We start from the raw sequence: 24,464 nt of genomic DNA on the forward strand, positions 1-24,464 counted from the left end.
GGACATTCATGACTTACAGTATGTTTAATTTTTACTCAACCAAAATTCCAGGATCTTTTCATTAGTAGAAGGATAGATCAGACGTTTCACTTGTTCCTCCATCAGGTAGCATTCCGTGATCCACTCAGGGAGGAAACCATACTCTTTTTTCCACAGATACGTTCGTTCCAGTGCATCCTCTATGCTCATTTTCACCCATGTATCCTTGATCATATTATCATCATCTGTCCCTTCTTCCACCAATGGATGAACGAAGCGATTGAAGTAGGGAATCCCGCCGCCGAGATGGCTCGTATTTCTCACCCAAATCACACTTTCTCTGGGGAGGAAGCCTATATGACGAGTTTCAGTAGCCACCTGAGTGAACTCCTCTAAATAACAGAAACATCCGGACCATTGGCGATCAGTGGATCGCGGCAGGATCATTTCGGACGTATAAATCGATTGACCTGTATGAAAAAGATTGTCGATCTCCCGATTGATAAAAATCGGCTCTCTCCTTTTACAGATAGATTCGGATTGAGGTGGACCACAGCTAAATCCATTTCGGTCGAATCGGATCATTTTGACTAATTGCATGTTGCCCCTCCTTCTATCGTGAATTTCACAAGGGCATACCATACCAAATTCACTCTATAATGGGGGTAATTCCCTATATAGATTGGTGTTAAACAATTAGTTTCCATAGGATAAAAAGAAACGAGCGATTACAGAGTAACCGCTCGTTGAATGACTTCTTTCTACCGTTGCTGACTCAATGCTCGTTCAAGAGTCGAAGTGACAGAAATATTTTCAAATGATATACCAAGTTGAATGGCTGTTTGGGCAATTTCCGGACGAATGCCTGAAATCGAACTCTTCACACCAATCAAGTTCAGGCTTTCGATGATCTGGAATAATTGATGGGCGACCATAGTATCCACCATGATGACACCGGATAAATCAATGAATAAGTGCTCAACATTTTTATCGACGCATTCGGCCAGTGTATTCTCTAAGATATACCTCGCCCTTCCTGTATCGATATCACCGACAAGAGGCAGCACCCCTGTCTTCTTATCAATTAATATGACAGGTGAACTCAATTCCCTGATCATTTCCTGCTGTGCCTTCAAGCGTCTCTGGGCATATTCGTAATTCTCTTCGGCAAACTTGGAAATGACAAGACCAAAGGTTTTAATGATCAATTCCCTGAATGACTCAATTCTTTCCGATGGAAACTCACTTCCATGCAGGCGGTAAAATTCCTGCAAGATCTCCAGGTACTGATCCTGGGTTCTGAAAAATTCCCTCAGTATATAGTGAGTTGGGGTTTTTAAGTGCTCTTCATCTTTTGCAATTTCCTCGATCCATTCGGCGAAATTACATAGTGCATCCTGTCCTACATCCTTAAAAAGGACACAAAACCGTTCATGGAATTCGTGATTTTGACGCTTCAACGTTTGGATGACCTGAGGATCTGTTGACGCATACACACCTGACAGATCATTTTTATCAAGTGACTCATACCAATTGTCTGTCAGTTGCCATGTACGTTCATTCATAAATTCATAAAATTTTTCCGATACGTGCATATTCGACCTACTTTCTATAAGACAAGATATTGTGATCAGTTCATAAGCCATGATCCTGACCGCAGGAGTGTATAAGACTATCCCAATTGGTTTAAACCCTAAATGACTTATTCATATGCTTATAAGAGTAATGTACTATGTCCTTGCACAAAAAGAAAGAAAAAGTTGCACAAATGGTGTACACGGACCATTTTAGTTTCTACATTTTTCCAAAATGATGATTGATTGGTCCTTGAAAGATTGCATATTTTCAAAAAAAAAAGAGAGAAGAATGTATGCTATAGAATAAACATCCCAATCTTTCCTCTTTATTAATAAGTTATTTACTTTATCATTTCTTGAATATTTATGAACTCTTAGAACCATTCCTGACTACATACTGAAAAAACCAATGTAGCGTAAGGAACGCCACTATATAAACGGGGATCGAGTACCATATTTTCCACTCTAAATGTTCCATATAACCGTTAAAACTTAGTAATACTTCTAATAAAAATGAGAAAACGGTCCAGATCATTGTATAGAACAAGGGCTTATCCGGTTTCATAAAATTCAAGAATAAAAGTGCAATGAACGAGGGAGCAAAGGCAACCAGTACAAAATCAGTAAATTCCACACTTTTGGTTGGTCCAAAATCTACTAGATCCACCATGATGCCTACCAGAATATGTGCCACTGCTGCAAAATATCCGACGAACGGAAACATGATAAGATTTTCCTTAACGGTCAACCTCTTTGGCATGACCAACAGAGCAACTACTAAAAAGAGAATGAGTCCCCATACTAACATCAAGCTGAAACAACCCCTTTATCGGTTAAAAAGAATACGTCTCCTTATTTTGCTGAAACACAAGAAAATTATGTGCTTAACCGGGGTTCTTTAAATTCCCGGAATTCCGGATATCGACATCAACTACAAAGTCTGTGGACAAGTTTTGATAATACTTCGATCTCCATTCCTTTAAGTCCATCCTCGGTATTTCTTTTCTGAAAAATTGGCCAAGTCCTAAAATATCCGCCTCGCTTTTCTGGAGCTTCGAGAACATCTTATTCAAACGGTCTGTTAGAAGCTTTTCCAATCCCTTTTCAATCATTTTCTCTGTAGGATCCCCTTTTGTTTCCAGTATCATGACATCTAACTTAATTTTGGTATATAAAAATGGTTCTCTCTGCACCTCACTTGTATGTTCAATCGTATTTCCTAAAATCAGGACACTCCCTTCATTCAGCACCTCTATTTTCCCTTGAGTGCTTTCTCCGTTAAATGCGTTGTAAAGAAGAGTCTCATTAGCATTGATTTCTTCAACCATTCTTCCGTTCTTTATCACTGCTGAACCCACATGGTCCACTAACGTCGTCTCTCCAAGACGGAGCATCGGAATGGCCACGTCCCGGGTATAAGAGTGGATACTTCTATATACCTCCCAGACTCTGGTCAATGCAATCTGAGGGTCCCATCCGGCATTCTTTTCGAAGAAATCCAAGAGAGTCGTCCCACCTGGCGAGGTGTTTTTCTCCATACTTTTGAAAAATTGATTAATATCGTCGTTACAAATGGCAACCAGCGCTTTTGAAGATACATCCCTCGACCTCATAATGCCTGATATTAGGTCTTTCACCCCTTCTTCTGCAAGATGCCGATCGATGACAATTACCTTGACGTGAAGCAAATCGACACTGCTTTCCATGTCGGCGCTGATATCATCTACAATTTCATTAATCGTTTCACCAACACCAATGACCACCTTCGTTTGTATGACATCCTGTTGGGGGTGGGGTATCTGCAGAAAGACTTTATACTGATCACTATCCTTGGAGATGCCTAAAACAACCGGCATGACCCGATGATTAATATCCCTGGTATCCCAACAGCCACTCATCATGAAAACCAATAATAAGAGAAAAAGCCAGGTAACCACTTTTTTACACCTCACTTGCATGCTCCTTCCTTGCTCTGACACCAAGAATCCAAATTGAAATGGGGACTCCAAAGATGACATAGAATCTTAGTAAAGTATTCCATTTAAAGAGCTGTTCAACGTCACTCCAATTCGGAATCCACAAACAAATGATGTAGATGATGAGTGATACAGCCATTATTAAATAGGATGGGTTCATGGTTGGCAGCAAACATTTATTTATGATCCTTACACTCATCCATAATACGAGTGAGATAAACAACAATATAAAAATGACTATACTTAGTAAGAAAAACATGGTCAGTCGATCGAACATAAGCCATGTCAAATTGATGGCATCGACTGTCATGACGAAAGGGAACAAAAATGTAGATGCTGTTGCCTGACCAAATGTAAGGACAGGAATATATACGGATATGATAAAAATGGGAATGAGTGCAACGGCAGCAAGCAAAACTTTTTTCTTCTTATATGGAATGACCGGTCTTACAAACCCTATAAACAGGAATACACCACCAATGGCGAAGAAGCTTCTGAGATAAGAAGAGTCAGTCAAAAAAGAGAAGTCATCATTCCATAATGGGTATACATAATGCCAATCAACATTCTGAAACGCAACCACCAATATAAAGCAAATCAAAGGGAATAAAAATAATAAGAGAAGAATCCCTGTACGAAAAATGGCTTCCACTCCCTTAATTGCTAAATAACTTGATAATATAAGCAGCAATGCCATGATGGCCCATAGGGGGGTGTTTGATAGAAATACAATGGTAACAACTTCTGAATACGCCCGGACCGTTATGATGTTAGCCATAAAAAAATAGAGGAAAGTGGGAAACAGAAAAATGAATGTCACCAACTTGCCTGCACGTAAATAAATGGTAATGATATCTTGGTGCGGGAATCGATCAAGTCCAGTCAAAAGCAAGAATAAAATGATGAAATGTACGATGACCCCGATAATGATCGGAATCCATTGTCCTTGAGATGAACTGTCAATAATATTGCCAGGATACAGAAATAAAATTAGGCCAATGTGGGTTAAAATGTACATGATGACAACATACAAGCTTTTATCCACTTTTACTAACTCCTTTAATCTTGAGATAAGGCACCCCGAAAGTGCTTATCCCAGCTACGTATGCACAAACTGCGAATAATCCTGCCAATATGCCGAATACCCCAAAAATCGAAGAAAGAATCAAGATCAGATATTTAAAGATTCGGATGGAGATGGAATTTTGAAATCCGATTATGGTAGAGTTGGCGATCGTAGTGGCCGCTAGTATGATGATCAGTAGATTACTTACTAATCTCGCCTCGACAACGGCCTGACCCAGAATGATCCCTCCTACCATCGTAATGGTAGGACCGATGCTTTTCGGAAGTCTGATACTCGCCTCCAATATTAATTCAAGAATAAGAAGCATGAAAATGGTCTCAACAAATGCCGGGTAAGGGACACCTTCACGGGTCTGAGCAACGGATAATGCTAATTCAATACGGAGCATCTCAGGATTGACAGCGACTAACGCTACATACAGTCCTGGTAAGACAAGGGCAAGCAATGTACCTAAAATCCTGAGCAGCCTCATTGATACCATGATCGGGAAAGAGAAGTTCCGATCATTCTCAAGGAAGAACATATCCCAGAAATCACTTGGAAGAATAAGAGCAAAAGGTATTCGATCCAGAAATAATACAAGTTTTCCTCTTTGCAGGCTCCTGTATACTTCTTGTGGTGCCTCTGTTGTGTTGAAAGGAGAAATCAGGGTGCGGGTCGACAATCCTAACATCTTCGTCACATCTTGAATATTATGAAGTGGTTGATCCATATTGGACTCAATTTGGTGGATGACCCGGCTAACATATTCCCTATCTGCGCTTTCTTTCCGGTACACTATTGAAAGTGTTCTTTTCTGGCCGCTCCCTCCTGAAAAGGATCTCACATTCAAGTCTTTTGAAACAATCTCTTTGCGTATAATCCCAATGTTTGTATCGATGTCCTCATTGAAAGAACTCAAAGGTCCTTGAAGGGTATTTTCATTGGTAGGAGGTTCAATTGAACGATTCAGCGTCTTTGCCACTGCGTCCATACTGAAGAAAGACCCATTTTCCCCGACACTGGAGATGATCAGCTTCCCTTTCAAAATCGCTTCAATGACTTCCTCCCCATCATGAAGCAGCTCCCCCATCGTCCCTGAAATGACTTGGTCCTCGATCGCTTGGATCGTTTTCTGCACATCTATAAGACTTTTAAGCCCCATCAATAAAAAGGGGAATTCGCCAAAACCTTGATGAACTTGAAAAAAATCATCATTGTCCCCTATCGCTGCATCGATTTCCACTAAAAAAGAATCCATAATAATAGGCTCCTTCTATACATATCTCTTGAATACTATCCCCGAATCAAAGGTGAATATGTAAAGGGAGGTTAGTATTATGTAAGGAATGCCTGTACAACCGATTAATTGACGATGTATATACGTTTATGATTATCAGAAATAGAACAAGATACAGGATGGAGAAGAAAACGGGAAAAAATATCATTCCTTAGTACTGGTACCGTTAAGTTACCTTTCATAAAGAAAGGAAGGAAGAATCTTATGTCCTATAAAAAAATAATATATCTCCTTTTATCTCTAACTTTCATTTTGATTACTCTAAACTATTTTTTTATCGAAAAAAATATGGATCCGAATCATTCATCCCAAGAAGATTCCGCTCACACCGAAGAAGATGAGTCTTCATCTGGGTCTTCAATAAAAGAAGTCCTATCCGCTGCTAAAGAGGGAAAAGTGCCGAATATCCCCATCACAGCAGGGATGACACAGATGGATGAAATAACAGATAAATGGGGGAAACCAGACAATTCCGTTCAAACAGAAGCCGGGATTTACCAAGATTTCTCCAATCATTCTACGACAGTCGGATCGAAAGATAACGTAATTTTTGATGTACGTTCCTTTGACCCTGTCCTGCAGCAGATTCGACTCAATGACATTAAAGAAGTCAGTGGCAATCCCAATGCGACGAAATATTACCAGGATGCTTCACATGATCAGATCATTTTCATCTATGATGTGAATTCCTTTTACCAATTAAAATGGATATTGCCGAAACCATCGATTGAAAATAAGAATCCCAAAGTAGATCACATTTCGGTTATCGCTCAAGAGAAAGTGGATACTGGAGATTCAGATATCCTTTCTACTATGAGCCTGGAGGAAAAGGTCGGCCAAATGATCATAGCCGGTGTGAATGGGACTCAGGATGGTGAAAATACGAAAACCCTAATCCAGCAGCACAAAGTAGGGGGATTTATCTTCTTCTCAGATAATTTGTCAGGACCCCGTCAAACGGTCCAATTCCTTAATAAAATGAAAGCAGACAACGTCAATAATCCATTACCACTCCTCTTAAGTGTCGACCAGGAAGGCGGTAAGGTCACAAGATTGCCAGGAGGGCTTGTGAACCTTCCTACAAATAAAAAGATAGGAGCCTTAAACGATCCGAATATTTCATTTGAAGTGGGGACGATACTCGGAAAGGAATTAAAAGAGTATGGGTTCAACCTGAACTTTGCTCCCGTTCTTGATGTTAACAGTAACCCGGATAACCCGGTGATCGGCAATCGATCCTTTGGTGATAACCCTGATGTCGTCAGCGAATTAGGGATCCAAACAATGAAAGGTATTCAATCCGAGGGAATCCTTTCGACCATCAAGCACTTCCCTGGCCACGGGGATACTTCCGTAGATTCACACCTGGAGCTTCCTGTTGTCAACAAAAGCATTCAAGAACTCGAATCCCTGGAACTGATTCCATTCAGGGAAGCCATCAACAGTGGAGCTGATCTCGTCATGGTTGCTCATATCCTGCTCCCCAAGATCGATGACACCTATCCATCGTCTTTATCCAAGAGCATCATCACAGACCTCTTACGCAAAAAGATGAACTACAACGGTACCGTGATCACTGATGATATGACCATGAAAGCCATTACGAACAACTACGGGATGGGCCAAGCGACCGTTCAAGCCGTAAAAGCGGGCAGCGACCTGATCCTAATCGCCCATGACTTTAATAAAGCACTCTCTGCAATTGAAGCACTTAAAAAGGCAGTCCAAAACGGGGAAATATCCGAAGGTCGAATTGACGCCAGCGTTAACCGAATCATTGAATTGAAAAGAGCATATAAGCTGGAGGATATCCAAACGGGAGAGGTTGACTTAACGAAGCTAAATCATTCGATTAAGTCCATTAAAAATAAAATCGAGCAATAAAAGAAGAGGTTGTCTAATAAGGCATAATTTGAAAAATGATCAAAGTCAAAAAGCCAAGAATGCTGACCCAATAGCATCCTTGGCTTTTCTTTTTCAAGATTTTGTGTTGTATCCCTCTTTGGAAAGAATAGGCACGTCATCTTTCCCAGAAGAACTAGGTGCCTGTACCACTAGGATCCTATATTGCGATACTCCTCAGCAATCCTGATACTCTTTTGCTGAGTGAAAACACTGACCGCGATGACGATGACGATGTTGCAGATCAATCCAAGAATACCTGCATGGATGTCGAACGGTGTAGATTCTGCGACTAATTGATAATAGTAGTTGACGAATGTACCTACGACGAGTCCAGTGATGACAGCCGGTCCGGTTACTCTTTTCGAATAGAGAGCTCCGTATACCCCGGGTGCGAATTGAACGATGGAACCATAGGCTCCGAGCAATAAGGCGATGAGTCCCTGCCCCCCGAATACTGTGATAAAGTAAGCAAGTCCCCCGACCACAAACACACCGATTCTCATCAGTAGCAATGTGGTTTTATCAGAAATGTCCGGTTTTACATTCTTAATGACCCCGTCCGTAAATTCCAGCGAGGCACTATGGGTGATGGCATCTGCCGTAGACATGGCAGCCGCTAACGCTCCTGCGCCTACAAGTCCGTAAACCCAGCCGGGAAGGCTAAGGACGGTGGTTATCAGGTAAGGAAGGATTTCATCCGGTGCTCCAATGTCAGCTGGATTGACTACATTCACTGCAGAAAAGCCAACAAATAATAGCGGGATAAGGAACAGGGCAAAGATCGGATACACCAATACGGTTTTCTTAATCGTTCGTGCATTGGATGCATATGACTTTGAAAATAGGTGTGGCCACATTAAGAACCCTATGAGAGAGACGAGAATCGTGGTCGTATACGCTGTCCCTGACATGGCAGACCCTTCATTCCCGATTTCAAAAAAGGCAGGATTGTCCTGAACGAGGTTGGTAAACATCCCACCCACGCTGTCGTGGAGCTTATTTACAATCGCAAGGCCGACTACCCAGGAGATGACGATCATTAAGATCCCCTGGAACACGTCAGACCATGCCGCTGCCCTCAATCCACCTGTTGCAACATAGATGACTACGATTCCATACGCGAGCAGGGCTCCGAGCCAAAGAGGAATACGTCCTTCAGTCATGATATTGAAGATGTAGGCCATCCCTTTCATCTGCGTGGCAAGGTATTGAATCGAAGCGAGTAACGCAATCACCCCGATTAAGATGGGCAGCGTCTTTCCTCCGTACCGTTTTTTCATAAAGCCGGAAACCGTGTAAATATTGAATTTACGGCCGATTTTCCCGATTTTCGGACCGATGATGTACCATGGGAGGATCGCAAAAGCGGTATAAGTTAAAATATAAAGTGCGGGTGCTCCTTTGGAATAAGCCCACCCCGGTGCGCCAAGAAATGAAAAGGCACTGAACACAGCCCCTCCCATCAGGAACCACATTACAACCAGACCGAGACCCCCGCCAGCAACGGTAAACTCATCTAATGAATGTTTATCATGACCTCTTCCTGCCATCACACCAACTACAAGTGCAATCACAAGGTAGCCGATCATCATGATCATTGCAATCTGCCAATCTGCCATTAATGGACCTCCTCTTCATCTTTGTCTGGATCTATTCGATAGAGTATAAGAACGATTAAAAAGGTAATGATAATCCATAAAATCACCCAGAATACCGAGAACGGCATCCCCATGATGATCGGAGTTGCCCTGTTTCCAATTGAAAACAAAGGGAAAATCAATAGAAGAAACGGTAAAATCAGAGACAGGCAATAGATTTTCGTAAACTTGCTTTTACTCATATGACACCCTCCTTTTTTGCTGCATATACCACTTTTCCATCAAGGATCGTTAACTCTACTTTTAACTCTCGTATTCTTTCAGGTTCACAGTGTAAAATCGATTCATTCAACACAACCAGATCGGCAAGCTTCCCAGCTTCAATGCTGCCTTTAATGGTTTCTTCAAAACTCGCATATGCACCGTTCCAAGTATAGGCCTTAATTGCTTCCTCTATTGTGACTCGTTGCCGGGCACCTATCACTTCACCGGATTTACTCATGCGAGTGACAGCTGAGTATATCCCGTGGAGCGGATCCACGATGGTGATGGGACTGTCAGAGCCGATGGCAAAAGGAATCTGTGCTTCTGAAAAGCTCGTTAAGGGGAACATGACGTCGACCCGTTCTCCATAATCCTTCAAGTATCCGTCCCCGAATTCATAGATGAAGGCTGGATTTGGTATCGGAACAATCTCCAACTCTTTTATCTGTTGAATGAGGTCCGGCGGGGTCATGCCGGAATGTTCAATGCGGTGACGATGATTTTCACGGGAATGTCGTTCAAGAGCATGGCGAATGGCTCCGATCATCATTTCAACCGCTTTGTCCCCGATGGCATGCGCGGTGATTTGCCATCCCGATTCATGCGCTTTTCCGAGGCACTCATTTATTTCTTCCTGGTTCAAATATAAAATGCCTGAGTCAACCGGATTGCTCGTGTAGACCTCCCTCGTCTTGGCTGTCGGACCACTGCTGCTTCCATCGATAAACACTTTGGCAGGCCCGATTTTCATCCACTCATCCCCAAGGCCTGTCCCGATTCCGCTTTCCAGACCTTTCTCCACCATTTCTACAGAATCATGCAGCGAGCCGTATAGTGCATAGACCCTCTGCTTTACTCTCTTTGCTCCTACTGCTTTTTGAAGGAATCGAATATGTTCTGGCCCATATCCCCCGGCATCATGGACACTCGTAATTCCTTTCTCCAAATAGTCCTGGGAAGCGAGGGCCAATCCCTGCTCCACTTCCTCTTCAGAATAATTGGCTGTAAGAAACATGTTCATATGCGCGGCTTCTAACAGCAGTCCGGTTAATTCGCCGTTTTCACGGCCGTATTTCCCTCCATTCGGGTCTTCTGTTTCGGGATAAATACCCGCAAGCTCCAGCGCTTTCGAATTCACGCAGGATATGTGCCCGCATGTCCGAACCACAATGATCGGGTGCTCGGTGGAAACCTGATCTAGATCCCACCGAGTTATGTGCCTTCCCTCTTTAAGAGTGTTTTGGTTATAACCCCAGCCCCGTATCCATTCCCCTTTTGGAGTCAATCGTGCTTTCTCCTTCAACTTCCCGAGGAGTTCTTTTATACTCCCTGCCTCCTTACCGTTCACCCCGAGCTTATTGGTTCCGTAAAGTTCGAGGTGGGCATGGGCGTCAATAAAGCCGGGCAGGAGACTTCTTCCCTCCAAGTTCACAATCGTCGTTCCTTCACCTGCATATCGCAAAATTTCTTCATTCGTGCCGACTGCGAGTATTTTATTATCCTGAATGGCAACCGCTTCTTTCACGGAAAATTCAGAATTCACAGTGACCACTTCTCCGTTTATGAAGAGCATCGTCGCTCTCAAACGATCACCTCCCAAACGGGACAGAGGGACAGGTCCCTCGTCCCGGTATTCTCTTACTTTTCATGAACAGCAGCCGAGCCGTCTTTTGGGGCAAGGTGCCTGTCCCCATCTCCTTGACAAATCCTCAATGCCGTTGCATATAGGAGCTCGACTCCTTTTTCAATATCATCCATTTCCGCAAACTCCAGGGGATTGTGGCTGATACCTTTTTCGCAGCGGACGAAGATCATCCCGTAATCGCTGATATAAGACATGAATAAAGCATCATGGAAAGGCCCGCTCATCAAGGTCGGTGAATCAAGTCCAAGCTTTTCATCTTCCTCTCTCATAATGTTCTTGATCCAGTCTGCACAATATCTTGGCTCGCTCCGGGTATCTTCTTTGATCTCATATTTAAGGTTGTAACCGATTGCCGTCTCTTCAATGATATGATAGAGTTTTCCCTCCAGTTTCGTGCGCGCTTCTACGTCTATATCTCGAAGGTCTACGGTGAACTCCACCTTTTCGGCAATGATATTTCTTGAGTTCGGGAACACCTGCATGCTGCCAACCGTTCCGACCGTTGTTTCGGTACCTTCTTTTTTAACCAGTTCATCAAATTTCCGGATGATTTCCGACGCCCCGACAAGGGCATCCTGCCTCATCGTCATCGGCACCGAACCCGCATGACCTGCGAATCCTTCGAGTGTAACCGTCAGCCAGATCGGTCCGGAGATGCCTGAAACAATTCCGACTGGTTTTCCCTTTTCCTCAAGGACCGGCCCCTGTTCTATATGTAGCTCCAGAAACGCTGCGATATCACCTTTTTGGTATACAGGACTTGCAGTTACATCCGGCTCTACCCCGAATACCTTCAACGCCTCTCTTCTCGTAACGCCCTGCTTGTCTTTGCGGTCCAGTTCACCTTCCTCCAGCATCCCGGCTATAGCCCGGACTCCAAATACTCCTTTGTTAAACCTGCAGCCCTCTTCATCGGAAAAACAAATCACTTCAATGGTCCGGTCCGGGACGTTTCCATTATCCTTCATTGAGTGAACCACTTCGACCGCTCCCAATGCCCCGGCTGTCCCGTCGAATCTCCCTCCATATGGCTGAGAATCAATGTGTGAGCCAAGCATAAGAATCGGCTTATCCTTGTCGGCACCTTCTATCCTTCCAATCAAATTCCCGAAGCCGTCAATCTTTGTCATTAAACCCGCCTCTTCCATCCAGCCTTTCACCACTTCCACCGCCATGCGATCCTCCTTGGAATGGGCCAAACGGCAAACGCCTGTCTCCCCGATCTTACCGATTTCTGCTAACTCCTCTAGATGACGCTTTAATCTTTCTCGATTAATTGACACAGAATCACCCTTTATTTCATTTTTTATTTACTTATTTTAAGTTTATTTTGAAAAGCCTTGTTTATCATTAGACACGATGTCTATAAAAGAACTTGCGATTTGTACAGAATGTCAAATAGAATGAAATTTCAGAAAAATTAACAAAAACCTCTCTTCCCTGTATACCGGACACTCACCCTCCTTTCAACTTCCATCCCCATATTTAGACTAGTTTCTAGTACATTTCCACTTAATCCTGCCTGACTTTTGAAAATGAAGCGATTGACTCAGTGGTTTTCACAAAAACAGCTACCCTTTTGAAGACAAGTTCCCTTTCCTGCTGTCAATTACTTGCGAAGGAGAACATAATCCGGCCAATTTACATAAATGGCAAAACACATCATTAACCGCACAAAAAAATAGAGAGGCCACTCGCTATGCGAATGATCTCTCTACTTCGATATGCATCTCATCGTCAAACCTACGAACATGCTTCAACCACTTGCTCAACCGACTTTCAGCTTTCAACCAGATCACTGATTCACTGCTCTCTTGGTTCGCTGCTGTGAATAAATCAGTATTCCAAAGAAAACGAGCACGGATATCAAGATCAGTCCGAGTGAGACAGAGGAAATGGATAACATCTTGAAAATCACGCTGACCGCGACCACCATGTACAAAACAGCCAGCATCTTTTTTACAGACACACCTGAAAATCGTTTCAGCTGAATTGAGCCGATCGGGGTTCCGATCAAGGCTCCGATGATCAACATGATTCCATGACGAAAATCGAGTGCTTCCCCCGCATACAGGTACGAGCCGATTCCCGATAACACGATGATGGATGCTGCCGATATGCTGGTTCCGATCGCTTTGTTGAGATCAAGCTTCAGCCATTTCGAGAGGAGCGGGGTCATGACAAATCCACCGCTGACTCCCATAAGAGACGAGATGACACCAGTGAAAAGTCCGATCAATGGAGCCGCAGATACTCCTTTCGCTTTCGCTTCCTTTTGTCGTTTGCTTAAAAACTGATAAGAAAACCAGCTTAGTATTCCAATATAGACAATGGAGATGACAGGAGAAGCTCCATTGATTAAATCGAGCCATTTTACAAATGGCACGGTGATGACTGACCCTATCACCCCGAACATCCCGAGGATAACCGCTAATTTCCCATTTACATTTTTTAACCGAATGTGTGACATTGTCCCAGTCACAGTCGATCCCAATGTCAGCATTAAGGATAGAACGATCGCCTGGCTCGGTTCGTAGCCAAGTACAAGTAAGGTTGGCGTCAGGACAATCCCGCCTCCAATACCAAAGAAACCGGAAATGATACCGATGACTGCACCACCTATGATAAATAAAAACCATTCCATTTTGTTGGTCACTTCCTTCGTCTAACATTATACATTTCCTTAAGCTATAATAGAAATGAATTATAATAATGTAGACTATTACGTTTTGTAATGGAGGGACCGTATGCAATTAGACTGGATTCGAACTTTTGTCACTCTCGCCCAGCTTCAGCATTTTACGAAAACAAGTGAATTCCTGAATATGTCCCAACCGACCGTCAGTGTCCATATCAAGAAATTGGAACATTCATTAGGAGTTGAACTCATCTACCGCTCCTCTACCAATCAGTCTTTTCAATTAACACCTGCAGGGCTTGAGGTGTTTGAACAAGGAAAAAAGATGTTGGAACTGTGGAGGGAGATGGAACAGGTCACACAAAAGACTGAGAAAATTCTATTACGTATCGGGGCCACTCACACCGTCAGTGACGTACTTCTTCCCGACTTTGTCAAGAAAATAAAGGTCCTTTATCCACACGTCCGCCTTCAGCTGATGATCCACAATCATGAAACCATTGTAGAGGCACTGAATCACCATGACCTTGATCTCGCCCTTGTGGAGGGAACGCGTGGACTGGAACCCTTTCAATTGGAAGTAATCAGCCGGGACGAACTGCGTTTCTTCGCTAGTATCCGCATGAAACTGCACACTTCTCCCCTCATACTCAGGGAAATCGGATCTGGAACAAGGGAATATGCCGACGATTTTCTGAGATCCGAACGAATCGTGCCCATAGAAATCCTTGAAGCAAGCAGTCATTACTTAATCAAGCAGCTCGCAGTAAGGGGACTGGGGATTGCATTTCTATCAACCTCAATGGTCAAAGATGAAGTTTTTCAAGGAAAGCTTGTTCCAATTGATCCTTATGTGATTTACCGGCCATTTTATGCCGTATATCCCGAAAATACAAAATCCGGCTCAATCGTAAGGGAATTAGTCGGGTTGATTGAGAGTCCTTCTTAACAGAGGGACGGACCTCCGCTAAGCTGAAGGTCCGTCCCTCTTTTTCACCTGTCACATCCCTTTCAACTCACGCTTGAATCCGTTGGTTTTGGGAATTCAAGCAATGCTTGATAGGTTTTCTCCATAATTAAAGCTACACTTAATTTATACTATTAAATGAGGTGATTGTTTTGTTCGATATGAAAAAAGTAGGGAAACAAATCGCGCAGTTAAGGAAGGAAAAAAACATTACACAGATGGCGCTTGCAGATCTGTTAGGGACCAGTTTCCAAGCGATAAGTAACTGGGAGCGGGGGCAGACAATGCCCGATATCTCTAAACTACCTGAACTTGCAAAGATATTTCAAGTCAGCATAGACGATATTTTAACGAATACTAAAGGCACACAATTAGTCAAAGAACTGGTTGAGAACGAGACACTGGCTGATTCCAGGCCCATCCAAAAGGAAGAATTTATAAACGCGGCCCCCATTCTTACATTAGACCAGGCAGACATGGTCTATCAAAACGTGCAGGGTGAATTATCTCCAGAGGAACTCTTTTTAATAGCACCTTATATTAATCAAGATTCGATTGATGCATTGGCTAAAAAGGAATTTGAATCAAGGCGTCTCGAGGGACTATCGTCAATAGCAACGTACATCAGCCAGGATATCATTGACGAATGTGCAAAGAGGGAATGTAAGTCCTATGGGTTGGGAGCCTTGACTCCCTTGGCACCTTTCATCAGTCAGGATATCATAGATTCATGTGCCAAATTGGAACTTGAATCAAATGGCCTGAAAGGTTTAACCTCCATGGCACCCTTTATCAGCAAAGAAGTCATAGATGATTGCGCAGCCAGGGAATTTGAGTCGAGGGGGATGGAAGCTTTGTCCTCCATGGCACCCTTTATCAGTGAGGAAATGCTCATTCATTGTGTGAAAGAAGGGTATAAGCATAACGGACTTAAATCCATTGTCGCAATCGCCCCATTCCTGAAGAAAGAGGACCTGAATGAACTTGCCTTAGACGCCATATCGGAAAAGGGAATAAGTGAAATCATTCCGATCATGCCCTATATTGACCAGAAATTCATTCAAGATAAAATCCCCAAATAATTTCGAAAAGAGGGACGGACCTCAGCTTCCACACGAAGCAAAGGTCCGTCCCTCTAAACTATCACTCACTATAACGAAGCCACAGTTCCATCTCAGCATCCAGTTCTTTCACGACATCAAGCTTCCTGCTATACAGGTTATTCAGTTCATCGTATTCAATATGACCTGTCTCCATGGCTAGATCAATTTCTCTTAACTCGTTTTCTAGACTCCCGATTTTCTTCAACACTTTGGCCAGTATCATTTCCTCATTAATAACTTCAGATTTTCGCAATGGATTCTTGCTCTTTTCATCCACAGACCCTTTCCTCTCCTTCAGGCTCCGTATCCTTTCTATTTCACTCTTATACTCATCGTAATTCCCATGATAGCTTCTCAAAGAATAATCCTCTACAGCAATGATTCTCTCCGCCATCCGGTTGATAAAATAGCGATCGTGGGAAATGAAGAAAATCGTACCCCCAAAGTCTTCTAGGGCTTCCTCAAGGGTTTCGATTGAATCAATATCCAGATGATTCGTCGGCTCATCGAGTATCAGTAAATTGGTATCCTGAAATAACAGCATGGCAAGCTTCAACCTGATTCTTTCCCCACCTGACAGATGCTTCACTTTCTTGAAGACGGTGCCTTTGTAGAACATGAACTTCGCCAGGTATTCCCGAGCTTTTCCTTCATGTATGGAAAGATCCTCCCGGAAACAGTCCAGCACGGTGACTTCCTCATTATTAAAGGCAAAATTTTGTGGCAAATAGGCTGCCTTTACATTGGCACCAAATTCTAACACCCCTTCATCCGGACGCTCTTCTCCCATAAGCATTTTTAAGAAAGTGGTTTTCCCGCTTCCATTCGGACCCAGCAAGCCTACCCTTTCTCCAAAACGAATCATGACGTCTGTGTTGTTAAAAATCTTTTTATTCTCATAGCGTTTAGAAAGCCCCACCGCCTTAATGGTTTCATTACCGGATCTCTCTGCAGCTCGCACATCCAGCCTCATATTCCTTCGATCAAACACTGGCTTATCGATGCGATCCATCTTATCCAGCTTCTTTTGAACGCTTGCGGCTCTTTTAAAGAACTTGGTATTATCAGCCCTCATCGCCCAGTCACGCAGACTCAATACGGTCTTTTCCATGCGGTGGATCTTCTTTTGCTGTTCCCTGAAATGCTCGTATTGAATGCGCATATTTTCTTCTTTCTGGCTGATAAAAGCCGAGTAGTTTCCCTTGTAGCTAATCGAACTCATATCCTCGATTTCCATGATCTTTGTCACGACGTTATCCAGAAAATAGCGGTCATGGGATACAATGATAACCATTCCTTTGTAGCTTTTCAGATACCCCTCCAGCCATTCAATCGATTCCATATCAAGATGATTGGTCGGCTCATCAAGAAGCAGGATATCCGGCTCGTGAATCAGGAGCTTTCCGAGGATGACCGTTGTCTTCTCCCCTCCGCTCAATAAGTCGAATTCCCTTTCCAAGAAGCTCTCCGTCAGCTGCAGCCCTGTGCAAACCCTGCTCATTTTTTCCTCTCGTTCATACCCTCCCTTTACTTCAAACAGCTGAGTGAGATCACTGTATTTAGTAAGTGCCCGCTGGAGCTCATCCTCCTGTAAAAAGGTCAACTGCTCTTCCAGTTCACGCATCTGTTTCTCCACTCTGTCAATCTCTTCAAAGGCCAGATTCAGAACATCACTGACTTTCACACCTTTTGGGTACAAAGGAGACTGTTCCAGATACGCTGTTGTCGCTCCCCTCGATATATGAATGAGACCTTCGTCATATCCATGACTCGATGTCTGGGGATAACCAGGATAGTAATTCATCGGCTCGATTCCTGCAATCAACTTCAAGATTGTGCTCTTACCGCTTCCATTTGCCCCAACGATTCCGACCTTATCCCCTTCATACACTTCCAACGTTACATCCTTCACCACCAGCGTCGCTTCCATATATTTTCTAATCCCATTTAATTTTAGTTCCAACATACACGTTCCTTCTCTCATCCATATTTGACGTTACACTTTTTATGGATGGCGTTAAGAAAGACCTTCACTTCTATTCATTTGTATAATAAAAAAGACCGTAAGAAGAGGGTTTCTTCTTACAGTCCTGTAGCATCCATGTATCATCATGTTCATAAAGCTGCCCAATCAGGCATATGCAAAAAAACGCCTGGCACAGCAAGCCTAAGCTAAATGCTTCACGAAACATGATCATCCTGATATCAGTAAAGTAAGTTTCCTTCTAATTGCCCTGATTCCATAAAGAGCATAACAAATAAGCCTATCTTTCGTAGACCTGTTCACACTCAATACAAAAATCCGTATTAATTTAAAAAATAAATTAATTAGCAATTAGTTGGTTCCATAAACTTACTTTCCCTCCTCCGACATTTTCTTAATTATTGCACTTTTTGGTAAATTTGTAAATAGGCAGGCTGGGGTCCGTCCGGTGCCTGATTACTTTCTCATATATGCTATGGTTTCTGCAATTCCCAGTTCATAAGATGTGTGCTGCCGGTTGCCCAACAATCCATCCACCTTTTCTCCAGATAGAATGGTAGGTTCCGAGTTAATATACTGCATCTCCAACGCCTCACGCATTCCCTTACCTGCGAATAGAGCGTACACAGCAAACATCGATTTCGAGATATAATAAAGCCCCTTATCTCTCCCAAGCTGCCTTTTTAGAATCTGCTCTACCTCGTTTCCTGTTATCGGTGCTACCCCGGGTATATTCCAATTATGCCCGAATGCTTCCTCATGGCACGCAAGCTCCACCATCGCTTTAGCCCCATCCTTGGTATATATGAATTCCCGGGCGACATTCCGGGGACCTACGAACCCTGCTTTCTTCTTTGTCAACAATTGCTCTAGTGTAAAGTGAATATAAGTGTTGGTCGCGTTCGGTCCATAAAAGTCGGGGAAATGGCAGATAAGTGCCGGAACAGAAGATTGCTTGATCATCTGTTCCATTTGTAAGCGCAGTTTTCCTTTACGTGTAAGAGGGTGTTTTTCTCTTTCTTCTGTCAGCTTTTCACCCCCGCTTCGCCCGTAGGCATAGATATTGTCTACAACGGCCAACCTGGCGTTGTTTTGTTCCGCTGCAAGGATGATGTTCCCTGTAATCGGACTTAACTTATGTTTCCACTCTTCATAAGGAAGGTTCATGGCATGAAAGATGATGTCACTGCCCTTTGCGGCATGATTAAGCTGGTCTTTATTTTCTGCGTCCCCAGGCTTTATGGTGACACACTCTATACTTCCGAATAATCTGGTCAACTTCTCTTTTCCTCTTGCAAATGCAACGACCTCGACACCCCTGCTGATCAATTCCATGACAAGGGCATACCCCATTCCTCCAGAAGCACCTACCACCATTGCCTTTTTCATTAAAAGTCCCCCTTTAATTAACCACTGGTCAAATATATCCAAAAAAATTTTATCCTATTGATTTCAGGATAAAATTTACGTGCGATTGTGCAAGATTCTCCACTTCCGCGTAGGTTTCATCACAACGGCAATAATGACTGACAAACCCGTGTAGTGCCAGGAATATCGACCATATCTGCTGGATGGTGATCTCATGGTCGCTTAGCTGGATAAGGGCTTGCGCGAATTTTTCATAGGATTCGTTCGGTCCTTTGTTCACGTAGCTTTTGACTTCCTCATCAGCAAGCAGAAACATCATTTCATACTGGCTTTTATGACTCAGGCCGAATCGAATGAAGGCGAGAAGAATCCCCCTCAATTTCCCTTCGTTATCCATATCCTGATCCATCACATCATCCAGCCACTGATCCAACAGCTTAAAATCGGTTTCAATCATGGCATAGAACAATTCTGCTTTATTTTTGAAATGGTAGTAGATGGAGCCGTGACTATAACCAAGCTCAGACGCAATCTGTCTCATGGACACCTGCTGATAGCCCTTCTTCCGAAAAAGCTCACGTGCCGCTGCCATCACCATTTCCTTCGTAAGCTCCTGTGCTACTGCTTTTCTCGGTGACATACAATTCTCATCCTTTTTATTGACCAGTGTTTAATTAAATAATACTTCATATATGATGTTAATGTCAAGGGATTTTTTACCAATAAGAGGGACGGACCTCCGCTAAGCCGGAGGTCCGTCCCTCTTATTTACTTACCCAAAAAACCACCCTCTGATTTGATCAGCTGCCCGGTAATCCATCCGGAGTCATAACTGGCTAAAAATCGGATCAACTTTGCTGCATCCTCGGGTTGACCCAGACGACCCATTGGAAACATCGGAAGCAAGTGATCCCTTAACTCTTCATTGATCCACCCTGAATCGGTCGGACCCGGATCAATCGAATTGACGGTGATGCCAATTGGTGCGAGGCCGACGGATAATGGCTCCGTGATGGCAATTAACATGCCTTTTGATGCAATGTAGGCCAGGTTATTGGGATCCGGACCCTTTGACACCATGTTGATGATCCGCCCGTCTTTTCTTTCAGGAAAGGCTATTCCATATCTCTTCGCAAACTCCATCGTCAGCATGAGGGTACCGCTATTGTTCACTTGATAATGTTTATCCAGAATGTCTTTGTTCAAAGTCCTGAAATTAGCCGGTGACTCGAATGTGGCATTGTTTACTAGTATGCTTGGTGTTCCCAGAGTTTCCTCTACCCGATCCATTATTCGACGAGGCGATCCCTCTTCGCTCAGGTCAACCTCTATATGAAAAGCACGTACGCCCATTTGTTTTAATTCTTCACAAAAGGTTTCCGGAAACTCATTCTCTACTCCATTTCCACTCGCCTCATCAAACGCGGTCCAATGGGTAAAAAAGATATCTGCCCCGGCACCAGCAAGCGAACGGCAAATCGCTGCTCCTATTCCTTTTGAACGGCTTGCTCCTGTCACGATTGCCACTTTATCTTTTAGATTGGTCATTTCATATTCCTCCAATTTTTACAGGAAGCTAATAGATGTCACTAAGAGATGTATATATCCCTGCACACAAAAAAGCGGATACACAAGTATCCACTCAGGGTGTCGGGTATTCAATCACACCAGGTGCTCCTTGTATATGATGGCCAAATAGACACACTTCTCCCGTCAGAATGATAGGTTCATAGTCTATTGATCTCGTTCATCATTACAAGATTGTCCACATGTCTGATTGAAGTCCCCTTTCGTCTACATCTCTCACTAAGAAGTATAATGGAATTTTTTTCAATAGACAATCTATGGTTTTCGAAAAAGCTTCCTTTGTTTCACATAATCAATCGCCTTGGTCTTATTCTTCTGCACAGAGACATACTCAGCTTCCTTTTTATCTCGATAAAAGGAATGAAATCGTTCCTCAGAAAGAATACCATCCCCAATGGCTTTCTTGACCGCACAGTCCGCTTCATCAATATGCGCACAGTTAGAGTACCTGCAGCTCCTTGATAATTCTGTGATATCTTCATAACCTACCAACTCGAGATCTTTCCCATTAGAAGACAATGATCAACTTCCTTCCACATATTTATAGAATCTGACACTACACACCAAGCTTTCACCAACTTAAATCCATCTCCTTTACACTGTTTAAGGGGTGTACAGAATAAATGTAATAGAATGCGTTTTTCTCCTGCAGATGGTTCTTTCATAGCGTTTCTGTTGGTGAATCTCCTTCATAATCATTAATCTCGCAAACTGACAGAAGAAAAAAGCCCAGAAAAGATTTTCTGAGCCTTCAGATCAATGCCCCGAGCCGCCACCGGAGTCACGGCCACCTCCCATGGTGTAATTCCGATCTTCACCAGGTTTAGCAGAAGGGTGAATCCCCTGTACATGCCGGTCGTTTCCCCTTCTCTTTCGCCTGATATCGATGAGTAAAGCAAATAGTAAAGTTCCCGCTATCAGGATCACAAACCACCACATCATTCATCACCCCTTATACAGAGTATGAAGGCACATTGAATTTATCCTTTATTTCAATATCAAATTAATGGTACATCCCCGTATCAAAAATCGATATAAAACGGGTGTTTCGTTTCATCCAAACAGTATTCGATTCTTTCCCTGAAGTTCTTCCAATTGACCATATCCAAAGCTTCCTCAACCGGAAAGAACCCGACTTCCAGACTTTCCGAGGAAGTGGTTGGCATCCCTCCTATCGCCCTGGCTAAAAACAGTGTGTTACAGATCGAACGGCTTACATTCTGAAACACCCCGCAAAATTTGACTACTTCGATATCTATCCCTGATTCTTCCTTCGTTTCCCGGATGGCCGCTTCCTTCAGGGACTCTCCTTCTTCCACTTGTCCCCCCGGCATTTCCCATCCTATTCTGGGACCTTTGATTAACAGGATTTCTCCTTTTTCATTCTGTACGATCGTTGCTGCTGAGATGATATGTTTGGGTGGTGAGTAAATCGTTTGTGTACGAAGATCATTTGGAATTAAAAAACTTCTCCTCCTCTTCCTTACCACTACCAATTATTTCAAAAAATAATAAGGAACTCAATCGTTGTTTTAATAAAAAATGGAAAATCAAAATACTGATTCCCAGTTTTATTTTATAAGGTACAAGGGACAGCTTAACTTAGTTAAGCTATCCAACCGTTATCAAGTCTTCAAAACAATATCAGCACTTTCCCATGGATGAAAGGTATTCAAATAATAATCTTCCGCCTTCCAATATCTATTCTCAAACTTGTCCCGTTTCTGTTTAGCAGTTTCTGCTTCCCGCATAAATCTCTTTTCCCGGGGACAATCCAAAAAGATGAGGTGGTGATAGAAGTCTGCCCATTCCTTCCTTTGGAGGAAGACACCTTCCACGATGATGAGACCTGACTGTGGAAGCGTAATCGTTCTACTGTCACGGGTATCCGTATGTGGATCATAAAACGGAAGGGTGATTTGATTGTCTTGCAACAGCTTGCTAAAAAAGTTTTCTCTTAACCAAACAACGTCCCATTGCAGGTGAAAATATTCATACCACTCTTCAAATCCAGTATGATATCGTCGGTTGCGTTCAACGATGTGGTCATCGATATGAAAGATATGATGATCAATCTTTTCTTTTTTCAGGCTTTCCCTCAGTTGCTCCACAAACGTTGTTTTTCCGGAACGGCTCAGGCCGTCTATTCCTAAGATGGTTCTGTCATCAGATTGAATGGTAGCCAGGAGTTCCTTTATATCAAGTTGGATTTTCATTATGTTCTCCTTTTTTTTAGAATCCGTCTCTATGCAATGTCGCATCAATGGCTTCGCTCATAAAACCCCAATTTATACATGAAATGGCCTCTCATAACAAAAAAGCGGACTTAGAGGGATGTATGAGTGAGCGGAAAGAAGTTTGTAGGTCGTTTGAGTACAGTTATGATCCAGTTTGAGCAACTTTTGATCCGGATTCGAGATTTATGGTCCGGAATCAGGATTTATGAACCGGTTTTCAATGTTTATGTTCCACATTTTTAATATATGAACATCTTGTCGAATATTCACTATCCAGATTCAAGGTCCGTCCCTCTATTATTAAAAGCTGTCTTCATATATCACTGTGCCATCTTGATTGTAGATCGTTAGATGAAGTTCGTTGTGGATGGTGAGATCCCTTTTGTTTTTATCATAAAACAAGATCATTCCTCGTTTACCGTCTAATGGCTGAATGACCGTTGTGCCGTCATGAAACTCAACCTTCACTTCCTTCGCTTCGTCGAGGAGGCGCTCATCGTTTATGATCACATGGGCATGAGGCATTCCGGTATTGCTCAATCCCAGGTTCACTTTTTGATTGTCGTTCTCACTCCATCCGACATAGCCTTCTACCAACTTATCACTCTCGTTGTTGGATAGATAATAGATCCCATTCTGGAGTAGTAGGATGGTAGAGTCCTTTGTCTCTTCAATGGTTAAGGGATAGATATCATTTTCCTTGATAAAGTCGTCCACTTCCTGCCTGGAAGGAGAAGTATAATTGATGTGCTTTTCTTGATTAGAACACCCGATGACGGGATAACCCACAAGTAAAAATGCTAGGAGCACTTTTCTCATAGAACGTTACCTGCAGTCACATAGTCCACTAATTCCTCAACGCTTCCGGTACATACTTCAACCTCTGGCAAATGATAGAATGTCGTTGTCTGAGCAAAGTCACTTACTTCGTCATGAGGGGAGTATAAAATAACTCGTTTATCGAGGCCAAGTGCTATCCCAAGTTCAACATGACTTCCTTTCCCCCCTGGCAATAATACGAGGACCACATCGGATTCGATGATGGCCTGTTTTTCCTTTTCACCAATCTTTTTCAGCTCCTCAACCGTCGAAGCCCTGCTATTCTGAGTCCAGTCATATGTATGGATATACCCTTTTCTTTTTAAACGGTCACTTACTTCACGTACTTGCTTAATGTTATGAAAGCTTGATGCAACATAAAAGTTCATGTGATGCTCCTTTCTTATTGAAATCACAACCTGATTTTACCATAATATCTCAATTAAAAAAG

The 24,464-nt window shown here is 43.0% G+C and carries 24 protein-coding genes; 3 read left to right on the forward strand and 21 right to left on the reverse strand.

What is annotated here, in order from left to right:
• Nucleotides 1–24: 24 nt before the first annotated feature.
• The 6 genes from RSX31_RS19545 to RSX31_RS19570 form a co-directional block, all read right to left on the reverse strand.
• A complete protein-coding gene (locus tag RSX31_RS19545) occupies nucleotides 25–579 on the reverse strand; it encodes a hypothetical protein (protein ID WP_315635731.1) in 555 nt (184 codons plus the stop codon).
• Nucleotides 580–740: 161 nt separating this feature from the next.
• Nucleotides 741–1,574 carry an STAS domain-containing protein gene (locus tag RSX31_RS19550; protein ID WP_315635732.1) on the reverse strand — a complete coding sequence of 278 codons (834 nt, stop codon included), beginning with the start codon at nucleotides 1,572–1,574 and terminating at the stop codon, nucleotides 741–743.
• Between the two features lie 346 nt (nucleotides 1,575–1,920).
• The gene (locus RSX31_RS19555; RefSeq protein WP_148967922.1) at nucleotides 1,921–2,367 is read right to left on the reverse strand and encodes a hypothetical protein; all 447 of its coding nucleotides are present in this window, start codon (nucleotides 2,365–2,367) and stop codon (nucleotides 1,921–1,923) included.
• A gap of 73 nt (nucleotides 2,368–2,440) precedes the next feature.
• Nucleotides 2,441–3,493: a Ger(x)C family spore germination protein gene (locus tag RSX31_RS19560; protein WP_315635733.1), complete on the reverse strand. Its 1,053-nt coding sequence runs from the start codon at nucleotides 3,491–3,493 to the stop codon at nucleotides 2,441–2,443.
• A 4-nt stretch (nucleotides 3,494–3,497) separates the two neighbouring features.
• A complete protein-coding gene (locus RSX31_RS19565) occupies nucleotides 3,498–4,577 on the reverse strand; it encodes a GerAB/ArcD/ProY family transporter (protein WP_315635734.1) in 1,080 nt (359 codons plus the stop codon).
• Nucleotides 4,570–5,859, reverse strand: a complete 1,290-nt coding sequence (locus RSX31_RS19570; protein ID WP_315635735.1) for a spore germination protein — start codon at nucleotides 5,857–5,859, stop codon at nucleotides 4,570–4,572. Before RSX31_RS19570 ends, RSX31_RS19565 begins: the two co-directional genes overlap by 8 nt.
• Before the next feature lie 243 nt (nucleotides 5,860–6,102).
• On the opposite strand from RSX31_RS19570, the gene nagZ reads away from it, so the two are divergent.
• Entirely contained in the window at nucleotides 6,103–7,782 is a 1,680-nt protein-coding gene (gene nagZ / locus RSX31_RS19575) for a beta-N-acetylhexosaminidase (RefSeq protein ID WP_315635736.1), read from the forward strand.
• Nucleotides 7,783–7,952: 170 nt separating this feature from the next.
• Here nagZ and RSX31_RS19580 read toward each other — a convergent pair whose 3' ends face one another.
• The 5 genes from RSX31_RS19580 to RSX31_RS19600 form a co-directional block, all read right to left on the reverse strand.
• Nucleotides 7,953–9,422: a sodium:solute symporter family protein gene (locus RSX31_RS19580; RefSeq protein ID WP_148994501.1), complete on the reverse strand. Its 1,470-nt coding sequence runs from the start codon at nucleotides 9,420–9,422 to the stop codon at nucleotides 7,953–7,955.
• The gene (locus RSX31_RS19585; RefSeq protein ID WP_315635737.1) at nucleotides 9,422–9,643 is read right to left on the reverse strand and encodes a DUF3311 domain-containing protein; all 222 of its coding nucleotides are present in this window, start codon (nucleotides 9,641–9,643) and stop codon (nucleotides 9,422–9,424) included. Before RSX31_RS19585 ends, RSX31_RS19580 begins: the two co-directional genes overlap by 1 nt.
• On the reverse strand, nucleotides 9,640–11,250 hold the full coding sequence (locus tag RSX31_RS19590; RefSeq protein WP_315635738.1) for an amidohydrolase: 1,611 nt from the start codon (nucleotides 11,248–11,250) through the stop codon (nucleotides 9,640–9,642). Before RSX31_RS19590 ends, RSX31_RS19585 begins: the two co-directional genes overlap by 4 nt.
• A gap of 53 nt (nucleotides 11,251–11,303) precedes the next feature.
• The gene (locus RSX31_RS19595) at nucleotides 11,304–12,593 is read right to left on the reverse strand and encodes a Zn-dependent hydrolase (RefSeq protein ID WP_315635739.1); all 1,290 of its coding nucleotides are present in this window, start codon (nucleotides 12,591–12,593) and stop codon (nucleotides 11,304–11,306) included.
• 512 nt (nucleotides 12,594–13,105) lie between these two features.
• A complete protein-coding gene (locus tag RSX31_RS19600; RefSeq protein WP_315635740.1) occupies nucleotides 13,106–13,954 on the reverse strand; it encodes a sulfite exporter TauE/SafE family protein in 849 nt (282 codons plus the stop codon).
• A 103-nt stretch (nucleotides 13,955–14,057) separates the two neighbouring features.
• On the opposite strand from RSX31_RS19600, the gene RSX31_RS19605 reads away from it, so the two are divergent.
• Together RSX31_RS19605 and RSX31_RS19610 are read left to right on the forward strand one after the other, a co-directional pair.
• Nucleotides 14,058–14,897 carry a LysR family transcriptional regulator gene (locus RSX31_RS19605; protein WP_148967915.1) on the forward strand — a complete coding sequence of 280 codons (840 nt, stop codon included), beginning with the start codon at nucleotides 14,058–14,060 and terminating at the stop codon, nucleotides 14,895–14,897.
• Between the two features lie 179 nt (nucleotides 14,898–15,076).
• Nucleotides 15,077–15,997: a helix-turn-helix domain-containing protein gene (locus RSX31_RS19610; protein WP_315635834.1), complete on the forward strand. Its 921-nt coding sequence runs from the start codon at nucleotides 15,077–15,079 to the stop codon at nucleotides 15,995–15,997.
• 61 nt (nucleotides 15,998–16,058) lie between these two features.
• Here RSX31_RS19610 and abc-f read toward each other — a convergent pair whose 3' ends face one another.
• From abc-f to RSX31_RS19660, 10 genes are all read right to left on the reverse strand, one after another.
• Nucleotides 16,059–17,984, reverse strand: coding sequence for a ribosomal protection-like ABC-F family protein (gene abc-f / locus RSX31_RS19615; protein WP_315635741.1), 1,926 nt, complete (start codon nucleotides 17,982–17,984; stop codon nucleotides 16,059–16,061).
• 474 nt (nucleotides 17,985–18,458) lie between these two features.
• Entirely contained in the window at nucleotides 18,459–19,391 is a 933-nt protein-coding gene (locus tag RSX31_RS19620) for an SDR family NAD(P)-dependent oxidoreductase (RefSeq protein WP_315635742.1), read from the reverse strand.
• A gap of 49 nt (nucleotides 19,392–19,440) precedes the next feature.
• A complete protein-coding gene (locus RSX31_RS19625; protein ID WP_315635743.1) occupies nucleotides 19,441–20,010 on the reverse strand; it encodes a TetR/AcrR family transcriptional regulator in 570 nt (189 codons plus the stop codon).
• Nucleotides 20,011–20,138: 128 nt separating this feature from the next.
• Nucleotides 20,139–20,918 carry an SDR family oxidoreductase gene (locus tag RSX31_RS19630; RefSeq protein ID WP_315635744.1) on the reverse strand — a complete coding sequence of 260 codons (780 nt, stop codon included), beginning with the start codon at nucleotides 20,916–20,918 and terminating at the stop codon, nucleotides 20,139–20,141.
• 294 nt (nucleotides 20,919–21,212) lie between these two features.
• Complete coding sequence (locus tag RSX31_RS19635) at nucleotides 21,213–21,476, reverse strand: hypothetical protein (protein WP_315635745.1); 264 nt, start codon at nucleotides 21,474–21,476, stop codon at nucleotides 21,213–21,215.
• Between the two features lie 237 nt (nucleotides 21,477–21,713).
• Nucleotides 21,714–21,896: a hypothetical protein gene (locus tag RSX31_RS19640; RefSeq protein ID WP_148968197.1), complete on the reverse strand. Its 183-nt coding sequence runs from the start codon at nucleotides 21,894–21,896 to the stop codon at nucleotides 21,714–21,716.
• A gap of 83 nt (nucleotides 21,897–21,979) precedes the next feature.
• Nucleotides 21,980–22,417, reverse strand: coding sequence for an NUDIX hydrolase (locus RSX31_RS19645; RefSeq protein WP_315635835.1), 438 nt, complete (start codon nucleotides 22,415–22,417; stop codon nucleotides 21,980–21,982).
• Between the two features lie 165 nt (nucleotides 22,418–22,582).
• On the reverse strand, nucleotides 22,583–23,173 hold the full coding sequence (locus tag RSX31_RS19650; RefSeq protein WP_148994509.1) for a kinase: 591 nt from the start codon (nucleotides 23,171–23,173) through the stop codon (nucleotides 22,583–22,585).
• 321 nt (nucleotides 23,174–23,494) lie between these two features.
• Nucleotides 23,495–24,013, reverse strand: coding sequence for a hypothetical protein (locus RSX31_RS19655; RefSeq protein WP_315635746.1), 519 nt, complete (start codon nucleotides 24,011–24,013; stop codon nucleotides 23,495–23,497).
• Complete coding sequence (locus RSX31_RS19660; RefSeq protein WP_315635747.1) at nucleotides 24,010–24,402, reverse strand: nucleoside 2-deoxyribosyltransferase; 393 nt, start codon at nucleotides 24,400–24,402, stop codon at nucleotides 24,010–24,012. The genes RSX31_RS19655 and RSX31_RS19660 overlap by 4 nt, the downstream gene beginning before the upstream one ends.
• Nucleotides 24,403–24,464: the final 62 nt, after the last annotated feature.

This window comes from Rossellomorea yichunensis (assembly GCF_032337515.1).
In the GTDB taxonomy this organism is placed as follows: domain Bacteria; phylum Bacillota; class Bacilli; order Bacillales; family Bacillaceae_B; genus Rossellomorea; species Rossellomorea yichunensis.

Coding starts and splice junctions, on each gene's coding strand:
- RSX31_RS19570 (WP_315635735.1), bottom strand. CDS start 5,859: ATGGATTCTTTTTTAGTGGAAATCGATGCAGCGATAGGGGACAATGAT.
- RSX31_RS19605 (WP_148967915.1), top strand. CDS start 14,058: ATGCAATTAGACTGGATTCGAACTTTTGTCACTCTCGCCCAGCTTCAG.
- RSX31_RS19580 (WP_148994501.1), bottom strand. CDS start 9,422: ATGGCAGATTGGCAGATTGCAATGATCATGATGATCGGCTACCTTGTG.
- RSX31_RS19600 (WP_315635740.1), bottom strand. CDS start 13,954: ATGGAATGGTTTTTATTTATCATAGGTGGTGCAGTCATCGGTATCATT.
- abc-f (WP_315635741.1), bottom strand. CDS start 17,984: ATGTTGGAACTAAAATTAAATGGGATTAGAAAATATATGGAAGCGACG.
- RSX31_RS19585 (WP_315635737.1), bottom strand. CDS start 9,643: ATGAGTAAAAGCAAGTTTACGAAAATCTATTGCCTGTCTCTGATTTTA.
- RSX31_RS19545 (WP_315635731.1), bottom strand. CDS start 579: ATGCAATTAGTCAAAATGATCCGATTCGACCGAAATGGATTTAGCTGT.
- RSX31_RS19650 (WP_148994509.1), bottom strand. CDS start 23,173: ATGAAAATCCAACTTGATATAAAGGAACTCCTGGCTACCATTCAATCT.
- RSX31_RS19610 (WP_315635834.1), top strand. CDS start 15,077: ATGAAAAAAGTAGGGAAACAAATCGCGCAGTTAAGGAAGGAAAAAAAC.
- nagZ (WP_315635736.1), top strand. CDS start 6,103: ATGTCCTATAAAAAAATAATATATCTCCTTTTATCTCTAACTTTCATT.
- RSX31_RS19660 (WP_315635747.1), bottom strand. CDS start 24,402: ATGAACTTTTATGTTGCATCAAGCTTTCATAACATTAAGCAAGTACGT.
- RSX31_RS19655 (WP_315635746.1), bottom strand. CDS start 24,013: ATGAGAAAAGTGCTCCTAGCATTTTTACTTGTGGGTTATCCCGTCATC.
- RSX31_RS19625 (WP_315635743.1), bottom strand. CDS start 20,010: ATGTCACCGAGAAAAGCAGTAGCACAGGAGCTTACGAAGGAAATGGTG.
- RSX31_RS19620 (WP_315635742.1), bottom strand. CDS start 19,391: ATGAAAAAGGCAATGGTGGTAGGTGCTTCTGGAGGAATGGGGTATGCC.
- RSX31_RS19640 (WP_148968197.1), bottom strand. CDS start 21,896: ATGTGGTGGTTTGTGATCCTGATAGCGGGAACTTTACTATTTGCTTTA.
- RSX31_RS19550 (WP_315635732.1), bottom strand. CDS start 1,574: ATGCACGTATCGGAAAAATTTTATGAATTTATGAATGAACGTACATGG.
- RSX31_RS19630 (WP_315635744.1), bottom strand. CDS start 20,918: ATGACCAATCTAAAAGATAAAGTGGCAATCGTGACAGGAGCAAGCCGT.